We start from the raw sequence: 18,920 nt of genomic DNA, 5'->3' as shown, positions 1-18,920 counted from the left end.
TCCTTCTTCCAAAGGGGGAGAAGGAAAGCGCTTCCGCTCAATCGCTCTCCCGAACGACCAGCTCCAGCGGCCAAACCTCGCGGATGATGCGTGTGCCTTCGGGGCCGGCGAAGGCGGGAAGCGAGGCGAACAGCATCTCGGCCAGCCTCCGGCCCATCGGCTCCAGCGATGGACGGAAGGCTGTCAGAGTCGGCGAGAAATAGCGGCAGAGCGGCGTGTCGACGATGACGGTCACGGCGATGTCGTGACCCGGCCGGATGCCCATCTCGGCCAGTGCCTTGCAGCCGCCGAGCGCCATGGCGTCGTTGTTGAAGATGATTGCCGTCGGTCGGTCCTTGGAGAGCATGACGCGCGGCGTCACCTGGTAGCCGCCGGCCTCGTTGATGAAGCCCTCGGCGATCAGGCCGAGGTCAACCTCGATGCCGTGCCGTTTCAGCGCCTTGCGATAGCCGTCGAGGAAGAGATATCCGAAATTGAGGTTGAGCGCCGGGCGGATGGCGGCGATGCGACGATGGCCGCGCGCGACCAGCCGGTCGACCGCGTCGCTGCCCGCCTTCTCGAAATCGAGATCAAGCGAAGGGTAGGACTTGCCGCCCGAGCGGCTGCGGCCGAGTGTTGCGAAGGGAAAGCCTCGCTCGGTCAGATAGTCGATGCGTTCGTCCTCGCGCCGCGTCCAGGCCAGCACCACCGCGTCGGCGCGGCGGGTCTCGACGACGCGGCGCAGGCGCTCCTGCTGGTAGTCGCCAGGCGCGCCCATCACCACGATCAGATCGAGCCCGCTTTCGGCCAGCCGCGCCTGCAGGCCGGTCAGGAACGGGATGAAGAACGGCTCGCCATATTGCTGGTCACCCGGATGCGGCTGCAGCATGAAGGCGACGGAATGGGTGGCGCCTTGCCGCAAGCTGCGGCCGGATTGGTTGGGCGCGTAGTTCAGCAGCTTGGCGGCTTCCAGCACGCGCCGGCGGGTGTCGGCATTGACGTCGGCGCGGCCGTTCAGCGCCCGCGACACGGTGCCGATCGAAATGTTCAGGTGACGCGCAAGGTCGTGGATGCTGGACGCCAAGGACGGTTCTCCCCCTGCCTTGGCTAGCACCGGCTGCCGCTCAGGCCAAGGCTTCGGGACAATTTTCGACAAGCAGCCGATTGACATTCTACGCCATCGGGTGTGTTCTCGTAAACGTTTACGGAAAAACGTTTACGGTTGATGCCGCGGATGCCCCGTGACACTCGGCCTGGAGGGGCCGAGCCGAGGAGGAGTGCTGGATGATGAAGGTCGTCCTGGTCGGGTGCGGAGCCATGAGCAAGCACTGGCTCGATGCCGCAAGGCGGATCGACGGGCTCGCCATTGCCGGCCTTGTCGATCTCGATGCCGAACGGGCGCAAGCGAGGGCGCGCGAATACGGGCTCTCCAATGCAGTGGTCAGCACAAGCCTCGACGCCGTTCTCGATGAGACCAAGCCCGACGCCGTATTCGATGTCGTGGTCCCGGCTGCCCGCCGCGAAGTCGCGCTTTCGGCCTTCGCCCATCATTGCCATTTGCTCACCGAAAAGCCGCTGGCCGACAGCCCGGACAATGCGCGCGCCATCATCAAGGCGGCGCGCAAGGCCAGGCGCGTCCATGCCGTCGTCCAGAACCGGCGCTACGTCGCCAATGTCAGGCGCATCAGGCGCTTTCTTGATTCAGGCGCCATCGGCGCGGCGACCAGCATCCACGCCGATTTCTTCGTCGCGCCGCATTTCGGCGGCTTTCGCGAGGAGATGCGCCACGTGCTGCTGCTCGACATGGCGATCCACACTTTCGACGCCGCGCGCTACATGGTCGCCGGCGAACCGGCCAGCGTCTACTGCCAGGAATGGGAGCCGGCCAATTCCTGGTACCGGCAGGGCTCATCGGCGAGCGCCGTCTTCGATCTCGGCGGCGGCAAGGTGTTCACCTATGCCGGCTCCTGGTGCGCGGACGGCTTCCGCACCAGCTGGGAAGGCAGCTGGCGCATCGTCGCCGAGCGCGGCAGCGTGCTGTGGGATGGCCATGACGGGCTCAAGGCGGAGGTGGTTGCGTCCGGCCGCGATGGTATCATCGACAAGACCCAGCCGATCGAAGTGCCGCCGCTTGATCCGACCGACCGCGTCGACGGCCATCTCGGCATCATCAAGGATTTCATGCACGCGATCGAGACCGGCGCCGAGCCGGAGACGCGCGGCGCCGACAACCTCAAAAGCCTGGCCATGGTCTTCGGCGCGATCGAGAGCGCGGAGAGCGGGCGGCGCGTGGCAATCGTCAAGGAAGCACAATGATGGCAAATCCGCTTCTCGACATCAGGATCGGCACCATGGTGCGGGCCAATCTCGACGACCCGGGCGCCTATGTCAGGCAGATCCTGCCGCTCGGCTTCGAGAGCATCCAGCCTTTCTTCTGGCAGACGCTGGACGGCAAGGACCTGAAGCGCCTGGCGGGCGAAATCCGCGAAGCGATCGGCGATGCCGACGTTACCGTGTCGTCGATCGGCGTGTTCGGCAACCCGCTGGAAGGCGGCGAGGTCGATCGCGGCGTGCTCGCGGCTTGGGAGGCCGTCATCGACAATGCGCATCTGTTCGGGACGTCCATGGTCAGCGGCTTCACCGGCCGCATCCGCGGCAAGAAGCTGACCGACAGCCTCCCGCGTTTCCGTGAAGTCTGGGGGCCGTTGGCGAAACGCGCCGCCGACAAGGGCGTGCGCATCGCCTTCGAGAATTGCGCGATGGACGGCAACTGGGCGAGCGGCGACTGGAACATCGCCCACAACCCGGATGCCTGGGAGCTGATGTTCAACGAGTTGCCCAACGACAATCTCGGCCTCGAATGGGAGCCGTGCCATCAGCTCGTCTATCTGATCGACCCGATCCCGCAGATCCGCAAATGGGCGCCGCGCATCTTCCACGTCCACGGCAAGGACGCCACCGTGCGCTGGGATGTGATCCGCGAGCACGGCGTGTTCGGCCGCCTGCCTTTCGTGCAGATGCGTACGCCGGGTTTTGGCGACAGCGACTGGACGCGGGTGATCAGCGAGTTGCGTCTTGCCGGTTACAAGGGCGCCATCGACATCGAGGGCTGGCACGATCCGGTCTATCGCGGCGATCTCGAGATCACCGGCCAGGCGCGCGCGCTCGACTATCTGAAGCAATGCCGGGGAGGGTCCAGCTACCTGCCCAATCCGGCTTGAGGCCAAATTGAGGATTGGTCGGCGGGAGGAGCCGGCCGGCACTGCGGCGCGCCGCGCCGAGCGATTGTCGAAAACCCTCCGATGCGAGGGATCAAAAGGGAGGAACGTGCATGAGCATGACGACCAGAAGGACTGTTCTGCGCTCGACCGTCGTGGCGGCCGCCACGGCGCTCTGCGCCTCGATCTCCACTTTGCCGGCACAGGCGCTGGACGCGCAATGGTGCAAGGACGTGCACATCCGCTTCTTCGTCGGCGGCGCCGAGGGCGACGCCTTCGGCACCATCGTCTACAATGGCGCCAAGCAGGCGGCCGCCGATCTCGGGCCGAAGGTCGACTACATCTTCTCTCAGTGGGACGTCGAGAAAATGGTGCAGCAATTGCGCGAGGCGGTCGCTGTCAAGCCGCAGGGCATCGCCATGATGGGCCATCCGGGCGATGCCGCGATCATGCCGCTGGCCGAGCAGGCGCATAAGGACGGCATCAAGATGATGTACCAGAACGTGCCGGTGCCGAAGGTGGTGGAAGCGTTCGGCGGCGGCTATGTCGGCGCGCAGCAGGAGCAGCAGGGCCGCGCGCTCGGCGCCGAGGCGTTCAAGCTTGGCAAGCTGAAAGCCGGCGACAAGGCAATCATGATCGGGCCGTTCGAGAATGAAAACCGCGGTGCCCGCGAACGCGGCACGGTAGCTGCCTTGAAGGAGGCGGGCGTCGAGGTGATCCAGCTCTCCTCGCCGCCGAGCGGCGAATGGGCTTCCGATCCCAATCTCGCCATTCCGGTGATCACGGCAGCACTTCTCAACCATCCCGACGTCAAGGCGGTCGGCTATCCCGGCGGACAGATGCTCGGCAATGTCGCCACCTACATGCAGGCGGCGGGGCGAAAGCCAGGCGACATCTTCAATTTCGGCTTCGACACCAGCCCGCAGATCGTCGAAGCCTTCAAGGGCGGCTGGGTGCAGCTGACGGCCGACCAGCAGCCGTTCCTGCAAGGTTACCTGCCTATCCTCAGCCTTTGCCAGCAGGTCGTGCTGGGACTGGCGCCGATGAATGTCGATACCGGCGCGGGTTTCGTCACGCCGCAGAATTATGAGATCGTCGCCGAGCTCGCCAAGCAGGCGCTGCGTTGACCTCCCAAGCCGCCGGCCGGGATTAGGCCCGGCCGGCCGGATCGCCGGCGCAAAGGCCGGCAGATGGACAATTCAAGCGAGGATCGCATGGGCGAACGCATCATCGAACTGCGCGACATCAAGAAATCCTATGGCCAGGTCTATGCGCTGGGCGGCGTCAATCTCAGCGTCGACCGCGGCGAGGTGGTCGGCCTGATCGGCGACAATGGCGCCGGCAAGTCGACGCTGATCAAGATCCTGTCCGGCGTGGTCAAGCCGACCAGCGGCGAGATCCTGGTGCGCGGCAAGCCGGTCAGCGGATGGAGCGCGGCGCGCTCGCGCGACGCCGGCATCGAGACGGTGTTCCAGGACCGGGCTTTGGCCGTGCAGCAGACGATCGTGCGCAACATCTTCATGGGCCGCGAGCTCACCAGCTTCATGGGCTGGCTGAAGGTCAACAAGGAGATCGAGGAAGCGAGCCGGCTGATGCGCGAGATCGGCTTCACCTCGAAAGTGTTCACGCCGCAGTCGATCGTCGGCCAGCTTTCCGGCGGCGAGCGCCAGGGCGTGGCGATCGCGCGCGCCATCTACAAGCAGGCGGAGCTGATCATCCTCGACGAGCCGACGACGGCGCTGTCGCTGACCGAGACCGCCAAGGTCTTCCACTTCGTGCGCCAGGTGCGGGCGAGCGGCCGCTCGATCCTGTTCATCGGCCACAACATCCACCATGTCTTCGATATCGCCGACCGTTTCGTCGTGCTCGACCGCGGCAAGGTGGCGCTCAGCGCTGACCGTAGCGACGTCAAGTCGGCCGACGACCTCATCAATTTCATGGAAGACGTCGCGCATCCGGGCGGGCTGCCCGGACTGCAGGAAGCCGGCGAAGCGGAGCACGGAGCGCGATGAGCAAGGCCATGGAACCCGATCTGCAGAAGCCCCTTGCAAGCGCGCGCGGCGCGGCGGTTGGCAAGGAATGGAACCATCCCTCCGATCACTGGCTGCGCGGCTTCGTCCTCGACAACCGTGCATCGCTCGGCACGCTCGCCGTCTTCGTCGTCATGATGGCGGTGTTCATCATCGCCAACCCGACCGTGTTCTCCACCTGGTACCTTTACAGCTCGGTGCTGACGACGCTCCCGGTGGCGCTGTTCGTGGTGGTGCCGCTGGTCTTCGTCGTCACCTGCGGGGAGATCGACCTGTCGTTCCCGGCGACGATGGGTTTTGCCTCCTGGGTCTTCGCGCTGGTGGTGCAGGCCGGCTATGACCCGTTCCTCGGCATCGCGGCGGCGCTCGTCACCGGCACGCTGCTCGGCTTCCTGGTCGGATCGCTGGTCGTCTATGGCGGGCTGTCGTCGCTGATCGCCACGCTCGGCATGAATTTCCTGCTGCGCGGGCTGATCCAGATCATCAACGAGGGCAAGTCGATGGCGCTGACCGGCCTTGCCGACAGCTCGGCCTACAGGATCTTCTCCAGCCAGGTCTGGGGCATCCCTGTGCAGATATTCTGGGCCATCGCCTTCGTTGTGTTTTCGGCGCTGCTCTACAACCGCCATCGCTTCGGCGCGCAGGTCAAGGTGGTCGGCGACAATCCCGACAGCGCCAGGCAGATGGGCATCGACGTCAAATGGGTTCGGGTGAAAGTGTTCGTTTTCGTCGGGATCGGCGCTGCGATCGCCGGCACGTTTTCGGTGATGATCAACTTCACCTGGTGGCCGACGGCGGGCGACGGCTATCTGTTGCCGGTGCTCGCCTCGGTGTTCGTCGGCGGCACGCCGACCTGGGGCGGCATCGGCACTGTGGTTGGCGGCGCGATCGGCGCGGTCACCGTGTCGTTCATCCAGACCGGCGTGGTGGCGGCGGGCCTGAGCGGCTTCTACGTCCAGTTCTTCAACGGGCTAATCATCATCCTGTCGCTGCTCGGCCATAAGTGGAACCAGGCGCGGTACAGGTGAGGGGCACCGCTACAGCTGGAGCGCCAGCCACATCGGAAAAAGCGAGCGGCCTGAAGGAGATACTGTTCTACCATCAACGACGTCGCCAAGTACCGTGAGCCTGACGAAACGGGACGAAATAAGGGCTACATTGATCCTTCTGTGATAGAAAACAAAAGGCAATTTCGTTACCGCTGATTTCCCTCCAAATTTATTGCTGTGACGGCTTTTCGCGAAGAAGAAGTCGGCATATGTTATATATCGATTTCTATGAGGGCTGGAGGGGTTTGTGCCAAAACCTATATCTTGCGTTTCAGTATTTATTTCATCTCCATCGAACATGTCTCGTTATGTTGATAGAGTCACTAGCATCATAGATGATTTTAACGGGGTATTTGGATTTCAGCGTGGAGTAATTTTTAGGACGGTTTCTTGGAGAAAAAACATAATTGGACAAGTTACCAATGATCCCCAACTAGCCGTAAACTCTCAACTTATGGAAGACTACGATCTTCTTATCGGCCTGATAGGAGACCGATTGGGGGATGCTACCCCCAGGGCAGAATCGGGGACGGCGGAGGAGATTCGGAAAGCTATTGAGAAGAAGGATGATATCTTCGGTGGGAAGCATGTTCAGGTTGTGTTTAGGACTAAGATCGATTCAGACATGGCGTCCATAGACGGCGAGCAGATACAAAAAGTGAAAGATTTTAAGTCGTCTCTCTATAAAATGGCCATAGTTGCTGATTTCGGCGATGACGACGAGCTGGATGGGATCATCAATAGGTTTCTTGAGTCGGCATGTAGAGATGTTCAGGGTGATATTGGAAATTCTCGCGACGTGAATCGCGCAGGAAGCGCAGGGCGTGCTCCCGATGACCAGTCAAAGCATGATCTGAGTGACATGCCTGCGAGTGACGTTACTGCGGATGACAAGGTTGATGAATTGGATGATGGTTTGGGTTTTTTTGACGAGTTGGAGCGATCTAACGCGGCAATTGGAGCGCAGGCAGCTTTGATAGGGGCGTATGGTCAGCTACTGGAAGGTATGACGGCAGAAATGCAGGCGACTTTGGAAAAGTACGGAGATAGTGGTCAAAAAGCGAAATTTGATGATATAGGTACTATGCTTTCTGGCAAGGCGGCTTTAATGCAAGATATCGCAAAACAAATGCGATCAAAGTTGAAAGATCATTCTGAATCATTTGAGAATGTTCTATTAATGATAGACGAATTTCGTGGAAAAGAGGACGAAGACAAAGAGGCAATTGAGACGTTAAAGAGTTCTATGGTCCAGGCAATCGAATCTATGAACGGCTTCATCCGGGAGATGGTTGTTGGAAAGGAAGCTACCGACAATAGCCCGCGTGCAACTCAGAGATTTAATCGAGGGAGGCGTCAAGTTTCAGAGGCAATGGATGAGATGATTGAGATATCCCAGCATACGGTTAATAGGTTCAATGAATATATTTCATATCTTAATTCAATAACATAGTTTCTCTCTCACGCCGGCGCGACGAACCCGTCCAGCACGCGTTTCTGGCCGGCCTTGTCGAAGTCGATGGTGAGCTTGTTGCCGTCTATGGCCGCGATGTTGCCGTTGCCGAATTTCTGGTGGAAGACGCGGTCGCCGACATTGAAGGCGGATGGCGTGTCGGCGACGGATTTGGCGACCAGCTCGCCCTCGATGGTGCGGCCCTTCACCGAGGTGCGGCCGGCGCCGTAGCCGGAGTCTGTCTCGCCATAGCCGATGCGTTCCACCTGGTGGCCGGAGCGGGTGCCCCAGTTGCGGTCGGTCGCCTCGGTGCGGTTCGCCTGCGCCCGCTGCCAGCCGGGCGTGGCATAGGTGTTGGAGAAGCTGCCCTGGTCCTTGGCGCCGATATTGTCGAAGCGCGAGGCGCCGTAGGGATTCTGCCGACCGCCGCCGCGCCCGGAAGCGAAGGCGCCGCCGCCATAGGGATTGCCGTAGCCGCCGTAGCTGTTGCCGCTGTCGGCGATATCGACATGGGTTTCGGGCAATTCGTCGACGAAGCGCGACGCGATCGTCGATTGCCACAGGCCGTGAATCTGGCGGTTGGAGACGAACCAGATGTGCAGGTTCTTCTTGGCGCGCGTCAGGCCGACATAGGCAAGCCGGCGCTCTTCCTCGAGGCCGGAGCGTCCGCCTTCATCCAGCGCGCGCTGATGCGGGAACAGGCCTTCCTCCCAGCCGGGCAGGAAGACGGTCTCGAATTCGAGGCCCTTGGCCGAATGCAGCGTCATGATCGAGACCGCATCTTGCGACTCGCCTTGCTCGGCCTCCATCACCAGCGCGACATGCTCGAGGAAGGAACGGAGCGATTCATACTCCTCCATGGAGCGGATCAGCTCCTTGAGGTTTTCCAGCCGTCCGGGCGAATCCGCCGAACGGTCGTTCTTCCACATGTCGGTGTAGCCGCTCTCCTCCAGGATGGTCTCGGCGAGTTCGGTGTGCGGGGTGGTTTCCAGCGCCTTCTGCCAGCGCTCGAAATTGGCTGCGACCTCGCGCAGCGCCGCGCGCGGCTTCGGCTTCAGCTCGTCGCTTTCGGCGAGCGTCGCGGCGGCCTCCAGCATCGGGACGCGCATGGCGCGCGCCGTGTCATGGATCTGGCGGATGGTGGCTTCGCCCAGCCCGCGCTTCGGCACGTTGACTATGCGCTCGAAGGCGAGGTCGTCGCCGCCGTTGGCGACGACGCGGAAGAAGGCCAATGCATCGCGGATTTCCAAGCGCTCGTAGAAGCGCGGGCCGCCGATGACGCGGTAGTTCAAGCCCAGCGTGATGAATCGGTCTTCGAAGGCGCGCATCTGGAACGAGGCGCGCACCAGGATCGCCATGTCATTGAGGTTGTGCTTTTGCCGCTGGTAGGTCTCGATGGTGTCGCCGATGGCGCGGGCCTCTTCCTCCGAGTCCCAGGCGGCGTGGACGTGCACCTTGTCGTCCTCGGGATCGTCGCGGTCGGTGAACAGCGTCTTGCCGAAGCGGCCCTCATTATGGGCGATGAGATGCGAGGCCGCGCCCAGAATATGCGCGGTGGACCGGTAATTGCGCTCCAGCCGGATGATGGTGGCGCCCGGAAAATCCTTGTCGAAGCGCAGGATGTTGTCGACCTCGGCGCCGCGCCAGCCATAAATCGACTGATCGTCGTCGCCGACGCAGCAGATGTTGACTTTGTTTTCGCTCACGGCCGCGCGCTCGCTCCGCTCGCTGGCCTCCGCGGGGGCGGCCTGACCGGCCGGCGCCCGGTCGGGCTTGCGGCCTTCGGCCGATGGCGCGCGCCCTGACTGGGGTCTTTGCGCCAACAGGCGCAGCCACATATATTGCGCGGTGTTGGTGTCCTGGTACTCGTCGACCAATATGTATTTGAACCTGCGGTGGTACTCCTTCAGCACGTCCGGATAGGCGCGGAAGATGCGGATCGGGTGATAGAGCAGGTCGCCGAAGTCGCAGGAATTCAGCGTCTGCAGCCGTTCCTGATAGGCCTTGTAGAGCTGGCGGCCCTTGCCATTGCCGAAGCTGCGCGCATCGCCTTCGGCGATTTCGTCGGGTCCGAGGCCCTTGTTCTTCCAGTTGTCGAGCATCTGGGCGAAGGTCTTGGCCGGCCAGCGCTTGTCGTCCAGCCCTTCGGCCTGGATCAACTGCTTGATCAGCCGCACCACGTCGTCGGTGTCGAGGATGGTGAAATCCGATTTCAGCCCGGCAAGCTCGGCGTGGCGGCGAAGCAGCTTCACGCCGATCGAGTGGAAGGTGCCGAGCCAGGGCATGCCCTCGACATTGCCTTCACCAATCAGGATGCCGATGCGCTGCTTCATCTCGCGCGCGGCCTTGTTGGTGAAGGTGACGGCCAGGATCTGCGAAGGGAAGGCCCTGCCGGTGGCAAGGATATGGGCGATGCGGGTGGTGAGCACCCGCGTCTTGCCGGTGCCCGCGCCGGCCAGCACCAGAACCGGGCCTTCGGTCGTCTCGACGGCGAGCCGCTGCTCCGGGTTGAGGCCCTTCAGATAATCGGGCGCGCCGGTCTGGCCGCTGCGCGCCGCCATGGCGCGCGCGGCTATGCCGGATGGAGCCGCTGCCGGCCGCGCATTCGGTTCATCGAAAAAAGGCATGTCCTCGGAAAAGCCCGACATCGCCCCCGAATGTAGTGATTCGGCAGCGAAAGACCAGAACTGTCTACGTTTTGTTCTAGTTTTTGGCGATCCGCATCCGCTCGCTTATCGCATCCGCCACGTAGCCGGCGTCCCTTTCCGCGCCGTGGATCATTGTCGAGGAGGGGGAGTGCTGGAATGGCAGGCCGCAGACATAGAGCCCAGGTTCGCCGGTAACGGACCCGCGATATTGCCCCGGCCGGCCGCTTTCATCAAAAATCGGCAGCTTGATCCAATCCAGTCCGGGCCGGAAGCCGGTGCACCAGACTACGTTCTCGACCTCGAGAGCCTCGCCGGTCTCGAGCACCGGCTTACCGTCCTTGACGGTGGCGACGCGCGCAACCCGGTTTATCCCGGCCGCGTCCATGTGTTGCGGCTTTACCCGGATCAGCGGAAGGCCATGGACGAGATGTGCTGGTCTTACCCTGCGCCCGATCGGCGTATCCACGGAAAGCAGACGGTGGAGAAGGACGCGGAAAACGAACGGTATCACCACACGGAGAGCGATGGTGCCGTTGTAGGCCACGGGAATGTGGCCTGGATGCCGGCCGGCCAGCCAGACGCGGTGCGTGCCGGCCAGGTCCATGGCAATCTCCGCACCTGAATTGCTGGCCCCGATCAGAAGTACCCCGCCCGGCCTGAGCTGCGACGGGTTTTGGTAGGCGGATGAGTGGAATTGCCGTATCGCGGGATCAAGCAGCGCGGCGAAATCCGGAAGCTTCGGCTTCTGGTAGCTCGCGGCGGCAATGACGACATGATCGGCGGTGAAACGGCTCGCGCCGGCGGTGACGACATAACGCCCGCCGTGGCGATTAACCTCGTCAACCTTGGCGCCCGTGCGTACCGGCAAGGCGAATTTCTCGGCATAGGCTTCCAGATAATCGGCCATTTCATCCTTGGTCGGGAAGGAATGGGCCGGGGCCGGGAAACGCATGCCCGCCAGTCCGTCGAAGCGCGCCGGCGTGAAAAGGCGCAGCGAATTCCATCGCGCGCGCCAAATATCCCCGACGCGCTGGCGAGCTTCCAGGATGACGAACTTTATCCCCTTGCGGGCCAGATAGTAACCGACGGAAAGGCCGCTCTGGCCTGCGCCGACGATGACGACGTCGAAATGCTCCTCTCGCGGCGCGGGGCGCGGCTCGCTGTCGATGTTCGCGTCGCCCAGCTGCGTCTGCGCGGTGTCAGCCTGAAGTTTCATGAAGGCTGTCCCGAGTTCGAGCAGCGCGCCGGCACGCGCCTTCGTCTCCGCTATGCCGATTGCGCCCGTGCCTTGCGGATTTGCCTGTTGAATTGAAATCACTTCCGTTCGTCCGTTCATCTCTGTCTCCATCGGCTTGGTGAGCCATGGGAGAAGAGTAGCGAACCAGCCCGTCGACGCGCTTCGGGGATAGGCCCCATGCGGCAAAGGAGAGGTGATGGGGATTTCTCCCCATGGGGCTGGCAGTGCCTAAAGCGCGCCGCGACGAACGGATTCGGGCGACGCTCCAAGTCTTTGTTTCGATACTTGTCGTTGCCCCAAAACGCTGCGCAATTTGGACGATATGCGTTAGAGCAGGCCGTGCTGGAAGGCGTAGGCGGTCGCTGCGGCGCGCGAGTTGACCGCGAGCTTGTCGAAGATGTTGGAAACGTGACGGTCGACGGTCTTTTCGCTGAGGCCAAGTTCAACCGCTATCGTCCTGTTTGTTTTGCCGGTGGTGATATGGGTCAGCACCTCTATCTCGCGCCGCGTCAGGCCGTGCGCCGATGGCGTGACGGGCCTAGCCAATGCGTTAAGGCGATCGAGATCAGGCGCGGCGCCGAGTTCCACAAAAACCGAACGCGCGGCGTCGAATTCGAGTCCCGCGCCATCCTCGTCCGCGAGCATACGGCAGGCCTGGCCGGCCAGCACGCGCAGCCGCGCCTCCAGATAGGGAGCGCCGGCGCGTTGCCAGATCGCGAGCGCCGCGCGGAAGTGACTGAGCGCAGCCGCGGCGTTGCCGTCGTGCATTTCGATTTCGCCTCTTGCCTGAGATGCGATCGCACCCAGTATCTCGGTCGCGAACCGGCTGGCGGTCGCTTCCAGCTCACGGCAGGCGTTGCGGGCCTCCTCGATCGCCCCGGCGGCGATTGCAATTTCGATCATCGCCGGAAGCAGGCGGGCACGGCTGAGCGGTGCTTCGGTGGTGGCGAGCACACGGCGCAGGGTCGCGGCCGCCTGCTCCGTGCGACGTTGCATCAGGCGCAGCAAGGCCATGCCCGGCTGCGGCTCGAGTCCTAGCCGGCTGGCATTCCGGTACATCTCCTCGGCGGCGGCGAATTCGCCGCGCAGGCGGTGGATTTCGGCTTCTTGATAGGCGGCGCCCGCGATCGTGTTGTCGCGAGCCGCCTTGGCAACAGGAGAAGATGCCGCACGGCGCGACTCCGCGATCGCCTCCGGCCAATTGCCGTTCATTTCCATGATCTCTGCCCGGTGCAGCATGCAGGCACCGTTGAATTGAACCAGTTGCGGCTGCGCTCCGCACCAGGCCGACAGCGCATCCGTCCATTCGCGGGAGCGATCGAGCGCATAGACCTGGCGGCACTCGGCGATGAGATTGCAATAGACCAGCCCGGTGACTACCGGCGAGAGCTCGCCGCCGATGACGGGCAACATGGCTTCATCCAGAGAGGCGATGCCTTCCTCGACGCGCCCTTGCCGTACCAGCGCGCGACCGAGAACGCACCTGGCGAAAGCGACCAGGTCGATATCGCGACAGCGCTCGCCTATCGCAAGCGCCTGCCTTGCATGCGCAGCGGATGTTTCATCACTGCCTGCCCTGAGATCTTTCTGCGCCGCCAGCAAAGCCAGATAGCCTTGTGTCGAGCATTCGCGACCAAAGCTCTCCACAAGGCGCTGCGCCCGCTGCAGCCATGCGGTTGCGCGGCCCTGCTCGCCCAATGCCAGAAGCCGGGAGCCATGGAAGCAGGCCCAATATGCCGCTCTGTCGTCACGGCCCGCATCGCTGTGCGCTTTGACCAGGCGTTCGGCTGCGGCAACGATATCGGGATCGCGGTCAAGCATTCCAGCCGACCAGAACATGCGCTCCAGATCGTCTGTTCCCAAAGCGGTGACTTCGTCCGTGGCCCGCAGTAACTCCAGCGCATCCGCCCAAGCCCGCTTCTCATAGGCGTCGCGGGCGCGTCGGAGCATTGTGGCAACGCTGTCCATCGACAAGACATAGCACCGGCCGACGGATTTCCGGAAGACCGTCCGGCATGCGCACGCGCTCACGCACCGGCCAGCGGGATCGAAACGCCGATTGCGCAGTGGGAGGACCGGCGCCATGAATTGACACGGCGCACGGGCCAACCGAAACTGCCGCTGCAGAAGAGAATCGGAAGCATACTGGTTCCAGGTTTGTAGCGGGGATCTTTCTGCTGCGCATAACTGCGGGAGTCTTTCGTGGCCACCACCATCACCTCCCTTGTCCTCTTCCTCATCGGTCTCATTCTTGGCGGCGGCGGCATCTGGCTCATCGCGCTGGGCGGCAGTTGGTATTACCTGATCGCCGGCCTGGTCTTCCTGATCACCGCCTGGCTGCTGTTCAGGCGCAGGTCGACCTCGCTTTGGCTCTACGCCCTGTTCGTGCTCGCCACCTTGTGCTGGGCGGTCTGGGAAATCGGCTTCGACTGGTGGCAGCTCGGTCCGCGCGGCGGCGTCATCGTGCTCATCGCCCTGTGGTTGCTGACGCCATGGGCAAGGCGAGGCCTGCGGGGGCCGGACGGACGCGCGCCGCTGATCCTGGCCGTGCTCGCCTCGCTCGCGGTCGCCGGCTATTCGATGACCGCCGATCCTTACGACATCGGCGGCACGCTGGGCACCGAGAAGGTGGCGGCGGCGGCCAATCTCGGCGGCGACATGCCGGCCGGCGAGTGGCGCTTCTACGGCCGCACGCCCTTCGGCCAGCGCTATTCGCCGCTCGACCAGATCACGCCTGACAATGTCGCGAAATTGCAGCCGGCCTGGACCTATCGCACCGGCGACGTGAAAGGCCCCGACGATATCGGCGAGACGACCTATCAGGTGACGCCGCTGAAGATCGGCGACGCGCTGTTCATCTGCACGCCGCATAATTTCGCCATCGCCATCGATGCCGCGAGCGGCAAGGAGAAGTGGCGCTACGACCCGAAGATCAAGCTCGACCCCGACCGCCAGCACCAGACATGCCGCGGCGTGTCCTATTATGCCGACGCCAAGATCGCCGCCGGCCAGCCTTGCGCCGCGCGCATCTATCTGCCGACTTCCGACGCGAGGCTGATCGCGCTCGACGCGGCGAACGGGCAGGTGTGTCCGTCCTTCGCCGAGGAGGGCACGTTGAACCTGATGGCCAGCATGCCCTATCCGAAGTCGGGCTATTACTATTCGACGTCGGCGCCGCTGATCGTCGCCGGAAAGATCATCGTCGGCGGCGCGGTCAACGACAATTATTCGACCGAGGAGCCGTCCGGCGTCATCCGCGCCTTCGACGTCGATACCGGCGCGCTGCTGTGGAACTGGGATTCCGGCAATCCGGATGTGACGACGCCGCTGCCCGCCGGGCAAACCTACACGCACAACTCGCCCAACATGTGGTCGACCGCGAGCGCCGACGAGAAGCTCGGGCTGCTCTACGTGCCGCTCGGCAACCAGACGCCGGACCAGCTCGGCATGGGCCGCAGCGCCAATGTCGAGAAATTCTCGTCCTCGATCACCGCGCTCGACCTCAACACCGGACAATTGCGCTGGGTGCGGCAGACCGTGCATCACGATCTGTGGGACATGGACGTGCCGGCGCAGCCGTCGCTGGTCGACATCACCACGGCGAACGGCGTGGTGCCGGCGCTGGTCGGGCCGACCAAGCAGGGCGATCTCTACGTGCTCGACCGGCGCACGGGCGAGCCGATCATTCCAGTGAAGGAAGTGCCCGCGCCCGGCGGCGCGATCGAGGGCGATCATGCCTCGCCGACGCAGCCGGCGTCGGACCTTTCATTCAATCCGAAGCCGCTGACCGGCGCCGACATGTGGGGCATCACCATGTTCGACCAGCTGGCGTGCCGGATCGAGTTGAAGAAGCTGCGCTATGAGGGACGCTACACGCCGCCCTCGCTGCAGGGCTCGCTGATCTATCCCGGCAATTTCGGCGTCTTCAACTGGGGCGGCGTCGCGGTCGATCCGGTGCGGCAGGTGATGTTCGGCATGCCGACCTACCTCGCCTTCACCTCGAAGCTCATTCCGCGCGCGGACGTGCCGGCGCCGGGCGACAACACCAAGGGCAGCGAGCAGGGGCTGAACCGCAACGACGGCGCGCCTTACGCGGTGGTGATGGGACCGTTCCTGTCGCCGCTCAGCATTCCCTGCCAGGCGCCGCCCTGGGGCTATGTCGCCGGCGTCGACCTCAAGACTGGAAACATCGCCTACAAGCACCGCAACGGCACCGTCTACGACATGACGCCGCTGCCCTTGCCCTTCAAGGTCGGCGTTCCAGGCATAGGCGGACCGATGATCACGGCGGGCGGCGTCGCTTTCCTGGGCGCCGCGGTCGACGATTATCTGCGCGCCTATGATCTCACCACCGGCAGGCAGCTCTGGCAGGCGAGGCTGCCGGCCGGCGGCCAGTCGACGCCGATGACCTATACGGTGGCCGATGGCCGCCAGTTCGTCGTCATCGTCGCCGGCGGTCACGGCTCGGTCGGCACCAAACCGGGCGATTACGTGATGGCCTATACGCTGCCGAAATAGGTGCGGGTGAGGCCGGTGTGCTACGAAAGCAAGAAGCCCGCCAGCAGGACGGTCAGGAGAAGCGACACGGGTACGGCGAGAAGCCAACGAGCCTCCAGGACACTGTTCCGATAGTCTTCCATTTTCTCGCTCCAACCTTTTAAGACGGCTCCAGCGCGTAACCCGCCAGCGCTGGAGCCTCTGCTCGTGCTCAACCGCCGTCGCGGGAGCTTCCGGCAGTCGGTCAACGGAGGGTCGGTTGGTTCGTTCCTGGCGCAAGTCCCCAGTCCGCTATCGGTTCCGACTGAAGTCGCACATCACAAGCATTGGTCCCAAGGACGAAACATATAGCCCGCTATCTCATTGTGTCCCCGACTGGCGGCCATGAGTCCCTTCATCGCCAGTTTATGGATGCCCGTCACCCCAGCAGGATGGCGGGCATCCGTTGAGGGAGCCAGAGGTGGACGGTGTCGATTTCCAATGAGTTGCGAGACGTGAGATCCGTTACGAGCGCCCTAGCCGCCACTCGCCGACCATCAAAACTGGTTCATGGTTCAAGGCGGTAAGCATCTTCAGCTGCGATGACTGCAAGACCAAATTGACGTCTGGCACACCTACTAACGGAGGCAAACCATGATCGAAACTTCCAGATCCCTGGAAACCAAGGTGGCGGGTCTGCATGAGAGGATGCAGACGGCCAACGTCAGCGTGGATGATATGGTCGCATTTCAGAAGGTCGCCCACATTTTGGACAATGGTCGCGGCGGCATCGACGTCGATGACCTGATCGCACTGTCCTTTGTCACGTCGGATGAGCGCTCAGGAAAATGCTAAATGGGACCGGAGGCGTCAGCGATAATGGTTTTGCTTTCGTGCAGTCCGGAGTGGGCTTGTCGGCCGCTCGAAATCGCGCGTCAAATCTACTCCGTCGATAAATGCAGAGCGGCCTTGGCGGATCGTTTGGCCAAGTCCCCTGTCGGCGAAATTATTGGCCAGTGCAGGGAGGTTGACGCCACGTTCACCGATTCGCTGCCGCCTGGATATTCCGCCCTAACAATCACCCGAGGCACAAAAACTACGAACTATCTTGTTCCCCATAAGGCGGACTAGGCGGCTTCGCCAGTGGGACGCCTTCGGTCGTCAGAAAGCGGATCGGCCCCGCCGTCGAATGGCCGAGCCGCTCAAGACCTGTTCGGAACGCTTCAAAGCCCGAGATGGCCCCTCAGGCTCGGCACCTGGTCCAGCACCTGGTTGGTCAGGTCCGGGCCGGCGGCGGCTTCGGCCTGCTTGATCAAGGTCTCGCCGGCCTTCTGGATCTGCGCCATGTCGAGGCCGGACGCCTTGAGCGCGGCGACGCCGTTGATCAGCGCACCGGCTTTTTCGCCGAGCACGCCGCCAAGCGCGCCCTGCAGCGACGACAGAAGTCCGCCGCCCGAATTGGCCGTCGCGCCGGCGGCCATCACGTCGTATTTCTGCGCCAGCGCACCGGCGCCGGGGATCTGGTCGAAGAAGGACGAAACGCTGGTGCCTTCCGCTTCGTGCTCGAGCACGGAAAAGATGGTGCCGACAACCTTTTCGGTGGTCGGCTCGTCGAGGCCGGCCTTCGAGGAAACGGTGTTGATGATGTCCTGGACGTTCATGGCATTCCCCTTTTTCGTCATTCGCATCGGCAAGGCGGCTCGGCCAACTTCGTGTCCTAATGTGACAGCACCATCAAGACTTTCGGAAATGACCAAAATGTGATGAATCAAGCTGCTTGCCGGCGCAGCGGCTCTACTAAGATTCCCCAAGGGATCATCACCCGGGCGTGACTGGACCGTGCAATTCTCGACCCTATCTTGCGGATCACCCGCCAATCGTCGAGGACAGCCATGACCGAACCCGTTGCCAAGCCCGTCATCACTCAGCCTGTCATCAGTCAGGCGATGATCGATGCCTATGACGAATACACGCATCTGACGCTCGACCGCCGCCGCTTCATGGAGCAGTTGACCAAGCTGGCGGGCTCGGGCGCCGCGGCGGCCGCGATCGCGCCGATGCTGGCGGCCAATTCCGCCCAGGCCGCGATCGTCGCCGAGGACGACAGCCGCGTTCAGGGCGAGGACGTCACCTATCCCGGCTCAAGCGGCGAGATGAAAGCCTATCTGGTCAAGCCGGCGGATCAGTCGGGCAAGCTCGGCACCGTCATCGTCATCCACGAGAACAGGGGTCTCAACGCGCATATCCGCGACGTCGCCCGGCGCGTGGCGCTGGAAGGGTTCGTCGCGCTGGCGCCGGACTTTCTGTCGCCGCTCGGCGGTACGCCGTCCGACGAGGACAAGGCGCGCGACATGTTCACCAAGCTCGACGCTGCCCAGGTCGCGGCCGACGGCGTGGCGACGATCGCCTACCTCAAGGGCCTCAAGGACGGCAACGGCAAGGTCGGGGCGGTCGGCTTCTGCTGGGGCGGCGGCGCGGTCAACCAACTTGCCGTCCATGCGCCGGACCTCAGCGCAGGCGTCGCCTATTACGGCATGCAGCCCAAGGCCGAGGACGCCGCGAAGATCAAGGCGCCCTTGCTTCTGCATTATGCCGGGCTGGACACCAGGACCAATGCCGGCATCGACGCCTACAAGAAGGCGCTCGACGCCGCGCATGTCGAATACACCGTCTATGTCTATGACGGCGCCAATCACGCCTTCAACAACGACACCTCGGCCGCGCGCTACGACAAGAAGGCCGCCGATCTCGCCTGGGGGAGGACGATCGCTTTCCTGAAGGAGAAGCTGGCCTAGCCGAGCGGTCCAGAGCAATTTCCAGGAAGAGTGAC

At 63.1% G+C, this 18,920-nt stretch carries 14 protein-coding genes; 9 read left to right on the top strand and 5 right to left on the bottom strand.

Annotation, left to right across the window (positions count from 1 at the left end; genetic code table 11):
- Positions 1 to 37: 37 nt before the first annotated feature.
- Positions 38 to 1,063: a LacI family DNA-binding transcriptional regulator gene (locus FJ418_RS18625; protein ID WP_140868012.1), complete on the bottom strand. Its 1,026-nt coding sequence runs from the start codon at positions 1,061 to 1,063 to the stop codon at positions 38 to 40.
- Between the two features lie 200 nt (positions 1,064 to 1,263).
- On the opposite strand from FJ418_RS18625, the gene FJ418_RS18620 reads away from it, so the two are divergent.
- The 6 genes from FJ418_RS18620 (at position 1,264) to FJ418_RS18595 (ending at position 7,729) form a co-directional block, all read left to right on the top strand.
- Positions 1,264 to 2,295 carry a Gfo/Idh/MocA family oxidoreductase gene (locus FJ418_RS18620; protein WP_140868009.1) on the top strand — a complete coding sequence of 344 codons (1,032 nt, stop codon included), beginning with the start codon at positions 1,264 to 1,266 and terminating at the stop codon, positions 2,293 to 2,295.
- Positions 2,292 to 3,200 (top strand): sugar phosphate isomerase/epimerase, encoded by a 909-nt coding sequence (locus tag FJ418_RS18615; RefSeq protein ID WP_140868006.1) that lies wholly within the window; start codon positions 2,292 to 2,294, stop codon positions 3,198 to 3,200. Before FJ418_RS18620 ends, FJ418_RS18615 begins: the two co-directional genes overlap by 4 nt.
- A gap of 110 nt (positions 3,201 to 3,310) precedes the next feature.
- On the top strand, positions 3,311 to 4,324 hold the full coding sequence (locus tag FJ418_RS18610) for a substrate-binding domain-containing protein (RefSeq protein WP_140644115.1): 1,014 nt from the start codon (positions 3,311 to 3,313) through the stop codon (positions 4,322 to 4,324).
- An 87-nt stretch (positions 4,325 to 4,411) separates the two neighbouring features.
- Positions 4,412 to 5,209: an ATP-binding cassette domain-containing protein gene (locus FJ418_RS18605; protein WP_140644117.1), complete on the top strand. Its 798-nt coding sequence runs from the start codon at positions 4,412 to 4,414 to the stop codon at positions 5,207 to 5,209.
- Entirely contained in the window at positions 5,206 to 6,255 is a 1,050-nt protein-coding gene (locus FJ418_RS18600; protein WP_140644119.1) for an ABC transporter permease, read from the top strand. Before FJ418_RS18605 ends, FJ418_RS18600 begins: the two co-directional genes overlap by 4 nt.
- 268 nt (positions 6,256 to 6,523) lie before the next feature.
- On the top strand, positions 6,524 to 7,729 hold the full coding sequence (locus FJ418_RS18595) for a hypothetical protein (RefSeq protein ID WP_140868003.1): 1,206 nt from the start codon (positions 6,524 to 6,526) through the stop codon (positions 7,727 to 7,729).
- 8 nt (positions 7,730 to 7,737) lie between these two features.
- Here FJ418_RS18595 and FJ418_RS18590 read toward each other — a convergent pair whose 3' ends face one another.
- The 3 genes from FJ418_RS18590 to FJ418_RS18580 all read right to left on the bottom strand — a co-directional run bounded on the left by FJ418_RS18590 (position 7,738) and on the right by FJ418_RS18580 (position 13,582).
- Positions 7,738 to 10,377: a UvrD-helicase domain-containing protein gene (locus FJ418_RS18590; protein WP_140868000.1), complete on the bottom strand. Its 2,640-nt coding sequence runs from the start codon at positions 10,375 to 10,377 to the stop codon at positions 7,738 to 7,740.
- Positions 10,378 to 10,432: 55 nt separating this feature from the next.
- A complete protein-coding gene (locus FJ418_RS18585) occupies positions 10,433 to 11,713 on the bottom strand; it encodes an FAD-dependent oxidoreductase (protein WP_246683110.1) in 1,281 nt (426 codons plus the stop codon).
- A 228-nt stretch (positions 11,714 to 11,941) separates the two neighbouring features.
- Positions 11,942 to 13,582 (bottom strand): helix-turn-helix transcriptional regulator, encoded by a 1,641-nt coding sequence (locus FJ418_RS18580; RefSeq protein WP_140868180.1) that lies wholly within the window; start codon positions 13,580 to 13,582, stop codon positions 11,942 to 11,944.
- Between the two features lie 234 nt (positions 13,583 to 13,816).
- Between FJ418_RS18580 and FJ418_RS18575 the strand changes: the two genes are divergently transcribed.
- Entirely contained in the window at positions 13,817 to 16,132 is a 2,316-nt protein-coding gene (locus FJ418_RS18575; RefSeq protein WP_140867997.1) for a glucose/quinate/shikimate family membrane-bound PQQ-dependent dehydrogenase, read from the top strand.
- 612 nt (positions 16,133 to 16,744) lie between these two features.
- On the top strand, positions 16,745 to 16,945 hold the full coding sequence (locus FJ418_RS18570) for a hypothetical protein (RefSeq protein WP_140867994.1): 201 nt from the start codon (positions 16,745 to 16,747) through the stop codon (positions 16,943 to 16,945).
- Between the two features lie 368 nt (positions 16,946 to 17,313).
- Here FJ418_RS18570 and FJ418_RS18560 read toward each other — a convergent pair whose 3' ends face one another.
- Positions 17,314 to 17,751, bottom strand: coding sequence for a hypothetical protein (locus tag FJ418_RS18560; protein WP_140867991.1), 438 nt, complete (start codon positions 17,749 to 17,751; stop codon positions 17,314 to 17,316).
- A 231-nt stretch (positions 17,752 to 17,982) separates the two neighbouring features.
- On the opposite strand from FJ418_RS18560, the gene FJ418_RS18555 reads away from it, so the two are divergent.
- On the top strand, positions 17,983 to 18,885 hold the full coding sequence (locus tag FJ418_RS18555; protein ID WP_140867988.1) for a dienelactone hydrolase family protein: 903 nt from the start codon (positions 17,983 to 17,985) through the stop codon (positions 18,883 to 18,885).
- The last annotated feature ends 35 nt before the right edge of the window (positions 18,886 to 18,920 follow it).

Source organism: Mesorhizobium sp. B2-8-3, from assembly GCF_006440815.1.
Lineage (GTDB): Bacteria > Pseudomonadota > Alphaproteobacteria > Rhizobiales > Rhizobiaceae > Mesorhizobium.
The sequence above is the reverse complement of the archived record's forward strand: the minus strand, read 5'-3'. Positions and strand labels throughout refer to the sequence as shown.

Bases quoted from the DNA above. Each gene is read 5' to 3' on its own strand.
- FJ418_RS18620 (WP_140868009.1), top strand. From the start codon at position 1,264: ATGATGAAGGTCGTCCTGGTCGGGTGCGGAGCCATGAGCAAGCACTGG.
- FJ418_RS18615 (WP_140868006.1), top strand. From the start codon at position 2,292: ATGATGGCAAATCCGCTTCTCGACATCAGGATCGGCACCATGGTGCGG.
- FJ418_RS18610 (WP_140644115.1), top strand. From the start codon at position 3,311: ATGAGCATGACGACCAGAAGGACTGTTCTGCGCTCGACCGTCGTGGCG.
- FJ418_RS18605 (WP_140644117.1), top strand. From the start codon at position 4,412: ATGGGCGAACGCATCATCGAACTGCGCGACATCAAGAAATCCTATGGC.
- FJ418_RS18600 (WP_140644119.1), top strand. From the start codon at position 5,206: ATGAGCAAGGCCATGGAACCCGATCTGCAGAAGCCCCTTGCAAGCGCG.
- FJ418_RS18590 (WP_140868000.1), bottom strand. From the start codon at position 10,377: ATGTCGGGCTTTTCCGAGGACATGCCTTTTTTCGATGAACCGAATGCG.
- FJ418_RS18585 (WP_246683110.1), bottom strand. From the start codon at position 11,713: ATGAACGGACGAACGGAAGTGATTTCAATTCAACAGGCAAATCCGCAA.
- FJ418_RS18580 (WP_140868180.1), bottom strand. From the start codon at position 13,582: ATGGACAGCGTTGCCACAATGCTCCGACGCGCCCGCGACGCCTATGAG.
- FJ418_RS18570 (WP_140867994.1), top strand. From the start codon at position 16,745: ATGATCGAAACTTCCAGATCCCTGGAAACCAAGGTGGCGGGTCTGCAT.
- FJ418_RS18560 (WP_140867991.1), bottom strand. From the start codon at position 17,751: ATGAACGTCCAGGACATCATCAACACCGTTTCCTCGAAGGCCGGCCTC.
- FJ418_RS18555 (WP_140867988.1), top strand. From the start codon at position 17,983: ATGACCGAACCCGTTGCCAAGCCCGTCATCACTCAGCCTGTCATCAGT.